Consider the following 5,851-nt stretch of genomic DNA (forward strand, 5'->3'; position numbering starts at 1 on the left):
TTATTTTTAAAGAGCTTTTCTAACATTTTCAGCAACTTAGTTGCTCGTCGTTAGGGGTGCATATCTTACTTCACACCGTGAGAGAGTCAAGCATTTTTTTCAAATTTCTTTTCTCTCAATTTCCGACTCGCTGTGTGACTTTCGTCTCACTCCGTGTCGGTGGATGCGCAGTATAGGGAGTTGAGAAATTAGTACAAGCGTTTTTTGCAAAAAAACTTTCAACCGTTCATTAATCCATCAAAACGCCGAAATTTGCATATTTCTTCGTCACATTTGAGACATATCACAGCAATTGGTTGGAAAAACACCAACCATATACGTAAGATTCATGTGTCTATTCTGTTAAATAGACAATCGATCTCTTTATTATCTATATGTAGTAATCAAAATGACGTCTAAAAAAAATCTGATCCTATGTGCTGGGCTGGCCGTCATTGGGGGAGTGCTATTCTCTCAATTCGCTATTCCACCAGCTTTGAGCTTTCTTATCGGTGTTGCTGCTACTGCTTTTCTATTTTCATTTTCTAGCCAAACACCATCTATTCAACCAACGGAATCTGATCCTTCAACTAAAACGCTGTATGTCGGTAACCTTCCTTATAAAGCAAATGAAAGTCACGTTCGTGATTTATTTGCAGAGTATGGGCAGGTATTTGCTGTGCGCTTAATGAAAGATAAACGCACAGGTAAAAGAAGAGGGTTTGGTTTTGTCGTTATGGCCGCTGCTGATGCAGAACCGGCTATCGCGAAGTTAAATGAAAGGGAATACATGGAGCGAACACTTAAAGTTCGTATTGCTAACGATCCGAAACACCCAGATGGCGATAAATCTGGACTGGATTAAATCCTAATTTCGCCAGACAAATGTTCAGTGCATCTTCTTGCCAAGGAGGTGCACTGGCAAAGATTCGTTTTATCCCTTCTTCTTTCTCTTCAAGCTCACCACAAGAAAGTAATGCTTTAACCCGGCGCGCTATCGCCTCCCCAGAATCAATCAAAACGACGTTGCTACCCAGCACTTGCTGAATTTCGCTTTTGATTAATGGGAAGTGTGTACAACCAAGTACAGCGACGTCTACTTTATTGCATAACGGCGATAAGATACTTTTCAGTTCATCCAAAGGAACACTATCACCACGTAGCTTTTCTTCTGCCATATCAACCAAACGCGTCGAACCTAGCAGTTCAACTGGCTTACCTTGCGCAAAATCGCGGATCAGCTCATGAGTGTATTGACGAGTGACGGTCGCAGGCGTTGCGATTAACCCTACTCCCTGAGTCGCTAGTAAGGAGGCCGGTTTGATGGCAGGCACGACGCCAACAACTGGCACTGATAAGTTGTCACGCAATGACGGCAATACGATTGTACTGGCAGTATTGCACGCAATGACGACGATATCGATGTGATGCTCTGCTACCAATGCGGAAACCAGCTGATTGACGCGCGAGATAAGCACATTCTGATCGAGTTCGCCGTAAGGATAAGCTTCGTTATCGAACAGATAGAAGTAGTCTAAGTGTGGAAGGAGTTGGTGAATTTCTTGGAAAACTGACAGTCCGCCGACACCGGAATCAAACACTAGAACTTTTTTCTTACTTGATGCTCGCACGAGTCTTACCTGATGAATAGAGACTCGGCGATCATACTGGTTAGATTTGTTTTGGCAATGCTTTGGCGCGGTATCTTTGATGGCTAAATCGCTCCCCTATTTCCACTTCAAGCTTAGTCAGTTCTATATGTCCTTGAAATGATGGGGTTGATGTCACCAATGTGTGGAACTCACCATTTTCTCCACATGGATCAATATGACGTGGTAATGACTCGATTAATACTTGGTCATACCAACGACCACACCATTCTGAAGCAAGTGCCTTTCCATCAGTGGTAATCAACATAGTTTTAATTCCACGTGCTATGACTTCCATCGCTAAGCTCAAACTATTCTCCCCTAAGAGAGGAAAGACACATTCCCATCCTGCTGGCTCAATGTAGCTACGACGATAATCGGCAATACCATTGCAGAACATATCGCCGAATGCGACAGCTTCTACGTTCAGCCCACTACTTTGTAATGCATTAACGATGGCCGATTGATAAATGTCGTTACTCGGAAAGACTTCAGGCAGCTCTATAGTAATGAGCGGAAGAGCAAGTAAGTCTGCTTGCATTTGCACGACCTCAAGCGGAGTTGCTTGGAAAGGGACTTCTTTCCCTACGTAAGTCGTGTATAACCCAACCACCTGATAGTCCGGGTTTTCGTTTAAACGCTCTAACGTTAGTGTAGAGTCTTTACCGCTCGACCAGCTGATTACGACACGTTTTGGTTTCGTCATTTTGTTTTCCAGCCATTTTCTGCACACCAATAATGATAAAGACCGCCAATAAGGCGGCCTTTGTTGTATCAAACGCAATTAGAATCGATAGTCAGCGGATACAAAGTACTGACGCCCAGGAGTTGCGTAACCTGAGTACATCTCGTAGTTCTTATCGAAAGCGTTGCTTAGTTTGGCGTTGATGTCCCAACTTGAGTTTACAGCGTAAGAAGCGGTGAAGTTCCATAGGCTGTAGCTCGGTAGTCTTGTACTACCATTAAAGCGCTCACCTTGGTAAAGATACTGCGAACCCAACGTCCATTGGTCAAATGTCGCATAAGCATTCCACTTAGCACCACGCTTGGAGCGGTATGCTAGTTGGGTATCTTCTGCACCAGACTTGTCGACAGGATCTTTGTAATCTAGGTAGAACTCATGAGAGACAATATCAGTATCGAGTTTAACTTCTAGTTCGATACCTTTAATCTCAGCTTCACCAATGTTTTGCATGCCCGCACCTTTCCAGATCAGCATGTTTTCAATTTGGTTGTAATACCCAGTTACAGTCCAATCAACAATCGATGCCACACCAGATAACGATAGTTCCGTGTTTTTTGACTCTTCAGGCTTTAAGTTCGGCATTTCATAGCCAGGGTAATACAAGTCAACAAAGCTAGGCGCACGGAATGCAGTGCCGTGGCTCAGCGTTAATTCGTATCCTTCGTAAACTTTCCAACCTGCTGCGGTTTGCCACGTAGTGTTGTTGCCAAACTGGTTGTTTTCATCATTACGTACGCTGGCTTCGAAGGTCCATGCATTCAATGCATATTGAGCAATTGCGCTGATGCCAATGTTTGTTCTTGGATTCTTCTCTGGGTTGTAGTCTTTCGCTGGTCCCCAGTCACTTGGTGCAAGGTAGCCTTTTGCTAACTTCTCATTACGGTAATCTAAGCCGCCTCCAATACTCAGTTCATCATTGATGCTGTATGAGTTTAGCCAAATTGCATTGAACTGTTCGATGGCCACGTGATCGCCGGTCGACTTACTTTGGCCCGATTTAAGGTCATAGTTGTCTTGTTGACCGTAAGCTAACTTCAACTCAGAAGTGTAAACATCTTTAGAATACTCAAGTGACAAATCTGCACCTACGTATTCCACTTCACCCGTTTTCTTTTCGTGCTTATCTACTGTTCCCCACCCAGGATTGCCATAACTGCTGTTGTCATAGTCGTATTCGTTGCTGTATGTACTAAAGCCAACGTAACCAGAAAAATTATCAGAAAAGTTTTGCTGGTAACCTAATTTAAGGTTCAACGTTTCAAATCCGTGCTCATCGCCATCATTCAAACCCGGCAAAGGTTTAACGTTAAAACCATCCGTTTTCTCGTAACCTAATACCCCTTTGATGTGCTTACCTTCACCTACAGGTTTAGATACGGCAAACGTGCCTTTTTTATGATTGTTGGAGCCATAACCCGCCGACACTCGGCTTGCATCATCATCAATACTTGCTCGAGTAATAATGTTGATTACGCCGGAAATCGCCTCTGAGCCATAGATAGATGCGCGTGCGCCGCGAATGTAGTCGATACGTTCAATAGAGTTGATTGGAAATTGGTTGAAATCGATACCGCCCATGATTGCGCGAGGCATGCGTACACCATCAACCAAAACCAACACTTGGGTGGCACTGCCACCGCGAACAAAAATCGATGCGCTTTGGCCACGGCCACCATATTGAGCAACCTCAATACTAGGCAAAGTACGGAACACATCAAACAAACTGTCAGCTTGCTGACGGCGAATATCTTCTTTCGTTACTGTCACGGTTTGAGCTAGAACAGCACCATCGATTTGCTTGAATCGATTCGCAGTAACTACGATGGTTTCGTCAACAGAAGTTTCTTGGGCCTGTAGATAAGAGACAGGTGAAAGCAACGATGCCAGGGTGATCGCCAATGCGGATTTTTTCATTATATTGTCCTAAATCGCGTAATTCCTTCCGAGCCCTGCCTCCTTAGGCAGTCCAATGCTGTGGCTCAGTTGCTGGCAGGTATTCGGACTGAAGAGCGAGGTTTACACCACCTAGTTGCTCGACTTCCCACATAAACTAATGCAGTGTCGTGATGAGCGTTCGTTCTCTTTTACCGCTGCGCGTCAGTTCTGGATTTTCACCAGATTCCCATTTCAGCCATCTAGATTGCTAGATGCCACCAGCTTGAGGCAAATATTATTCAGCTATTGATTATTTGTCCAGCCAATATTGCCCATAGAAATTGTAACGTTTTGATTAATTTTGCTTTCTCCTCAACCTGTACGCACTACCTTTAAATCAATTCCCGTACAAAACTGGACATACTGTTGAGATTGAATAAAATCTGCGCTCTTAAATTGAATGCACCATAAAAGGTAAGATCATGGCTACTCTTGATGTCAATCCACAACGCTACCAAGAACAACTGGCTGAAAAAGTCGAACGTCTCACTGATATGTTCGCGCCATACAACGTGCCAGAACTGGAAGTATTTGAATCACCAGAGCAGCATTACCGTATGCGTGCTGAGTTCCGTGTTTGGCATGAAGGTGAAGACCTGTACTACATCATGTTCAACCAAGAGACTCGTGAGAAATACCGCGTAGACCAATTCCCAGCAGCCAGCCGTCTGATCAACGATTTGATGCCGCTATTGGTTGAAGCGATGAAAGACAACGAATCCCTACGCCGTAAACTATTCCAAGTCGATTTCCTATCGACGCTAAGCGGTGAGATTCTGGTTTCACTGCTTTACCATCGCCAACTTGATGAAGAGTGGATTGAAAACGCGAAAGCCCTTAAACAGCGTTTAAATGATGAAGGCTTTAACCTAAACATCATTGGTCGCGCACGTAAGATGAAAATCATCCTAGACCGTGACTACGTGATCGAAAAACTGGACGTAAATGGCCAAAGCTACATCTACCAGCAAGTCGAAAACAGCTTCACCCAACCGAATGGCAAAGTAGCAGAGAAGATGTTGGAATGGGCGGTTGACTGTACTCAAGAGAGCACTGGCGACCTACTAGAGCTTTACTGTGGTAACGGCAACTTCTCGTTAGCATTAGCGCAAAACTTCGACCGTGTACTTGCTACTGAGCTTGCTAAGCCTTCGGTAGAATCAGCACAATACAACATTGCAGCGAACAAGATCGACAACGTACAAATCATCCGTATGTCGGCAGAAGAATTTACAGAAGCAATGGAAGGTAAGCGCGAATTCCGTCGTTTAAAAGACAATGGTGTCGATCTGAAGAGCTACAACTGCAACACGATTTTTGTCGATCCACCACGTGCAGGTATGGATGTGGATACGTGCAAAATGGTGCAATGTTACGAGCGCATCATGTACATCTCTTGTAATCCAGAGACCCTAAAAGAAAACTTGGACATTCTAAGTGAAACTCACAATGTGACGCGCTTTGCTCTGTTTGACCAATTCCCTTACACCCACCACATGGAAGCCGGCGTTTTACTAGAACGTAAAGCGTAAGCCACCAGCGA

Annotated in this window: 5 protein-coding genes and 1 riboswitch; of the genes, 2 read left to right on the forward strand and 3 right to left on the reverse strand. The window is 44.3% G+C overall.

Going from position 1 to position 5,851, the window contains the following annotated elements:
* Positions 1 to 388 precede the first annotated feature (388 nt).
* Positions 389 to 844: an RNA-binding protein gene (locus tag ACF8EG_RS18005; protein ID WP_045545904.1), complete on the forward strand. Its 456-nt coding sequence runs from the start codon at positions 389 to 391 to the stop codon at positions 842 to 844.
* Here ACF8EG_RS18005 and murI read toward each other — a convergent pair.
* From murI to ACF8EG_RS18020, 3 genes are all read right to left on the reverse strand, one after another.
* Positions 798 to 1,610, reverse strand: coding sequence for a glutamate racemase (murI, locus tag ACF8EG_RS18010; protein WP_021454392.1), 813 nt, complete (start codon positions 1,608 to 1,610; stop codon positions 798 to 800). The genes ACF8EG_RS18005 and murI overlap by 47 nt on opposite strands.
* Positions 1,611 to 1,650: 40 nt before the next feature.
* Positions 1,651 to 2,334, reverse strand: a complete 684-nt coding sequence (locus tag ACF8EG_RS18015) for an ATPase (protein WP_045545905.1) — start codon at positions 2,332 to 2,334, stop codon at positions 1,651 to 1,653.
* A gap of 78 nt (positions 2,335 to 2,412) precedes the next feature.
* Entirely contained in the window at positions 2,413 to 4,287 is a 1,875-nt protein-coding gene (locus ACF8EG_RS18020) for a TonB-dependent receptor domain-containing protein (RefSeq protein WP_024703592.1), read from the reverse strand.
* Between the two features lie 56 nt (positions 4,288 to 4,343).
* Positions 4,344 to 4,546: riboswitch (cobalamin riboswitch) on the reverse strand.
* 184 nt (positions 4,547 to 4,730) lie between these two features.
* Here ACF8EG_RS18020 and trmA point away from each other — a divergent pair.
* Positions 4,731 to 5,840: a tRNA (uridine(54)-C5)-methyltransferase TrmA gene (gene trmA / locus ACF8EG_RS18025; RefSeq protein WP_045545906.1), complete on the forward strand. Its 1,110-nt coding sequence runs from the start codon at positions 4,731 to 4,733 to the stop codon at positions 5,838 to 5,840.
* Positions 5,841 to 5,851: the final 11 nt, after the last annotated feature.

The sequence above is a fragment of the Vibrio sp. YQ_11 genome (assembly GCF_043103065.1).
GTDB lineage: Bacteria > Pseudomonadota > Gammaproteobacteria > Enterobacterales > Vibrionaceae > Vibrio > Vibrio parahaemolyticus.

Coding starts and splice junctions, on each gene's coding strand:
- ACF8EG_RS18005 (WP_045545904.1), top strand. CDS start 389: ATGACGTCTAAAAAAAATCTGATCCTATGTGCTGGGCTGGCCGTCATT.
- ACF8EG_RS18015 (WP_045545905.1), bottom strand. CDS start 2,334: ATGACGAAACCAAAACGTGTCGTAATCAGCTGGTCGAGCGGTAAAGAC.
- ACF8EG_RS18020 (WP_024703592.1), bottom strand. CDS start 4,287: ATGAAAAAATCCGCATTGGCGATCACCCTGGCATCGTTGCTTTCACCT.
- trmA (WP_045545906.1), top strand. CDS start 4,731: ATGGCTACTCTTGATGTCAATCCACAACGCTACCAAGAACAACTGGCT.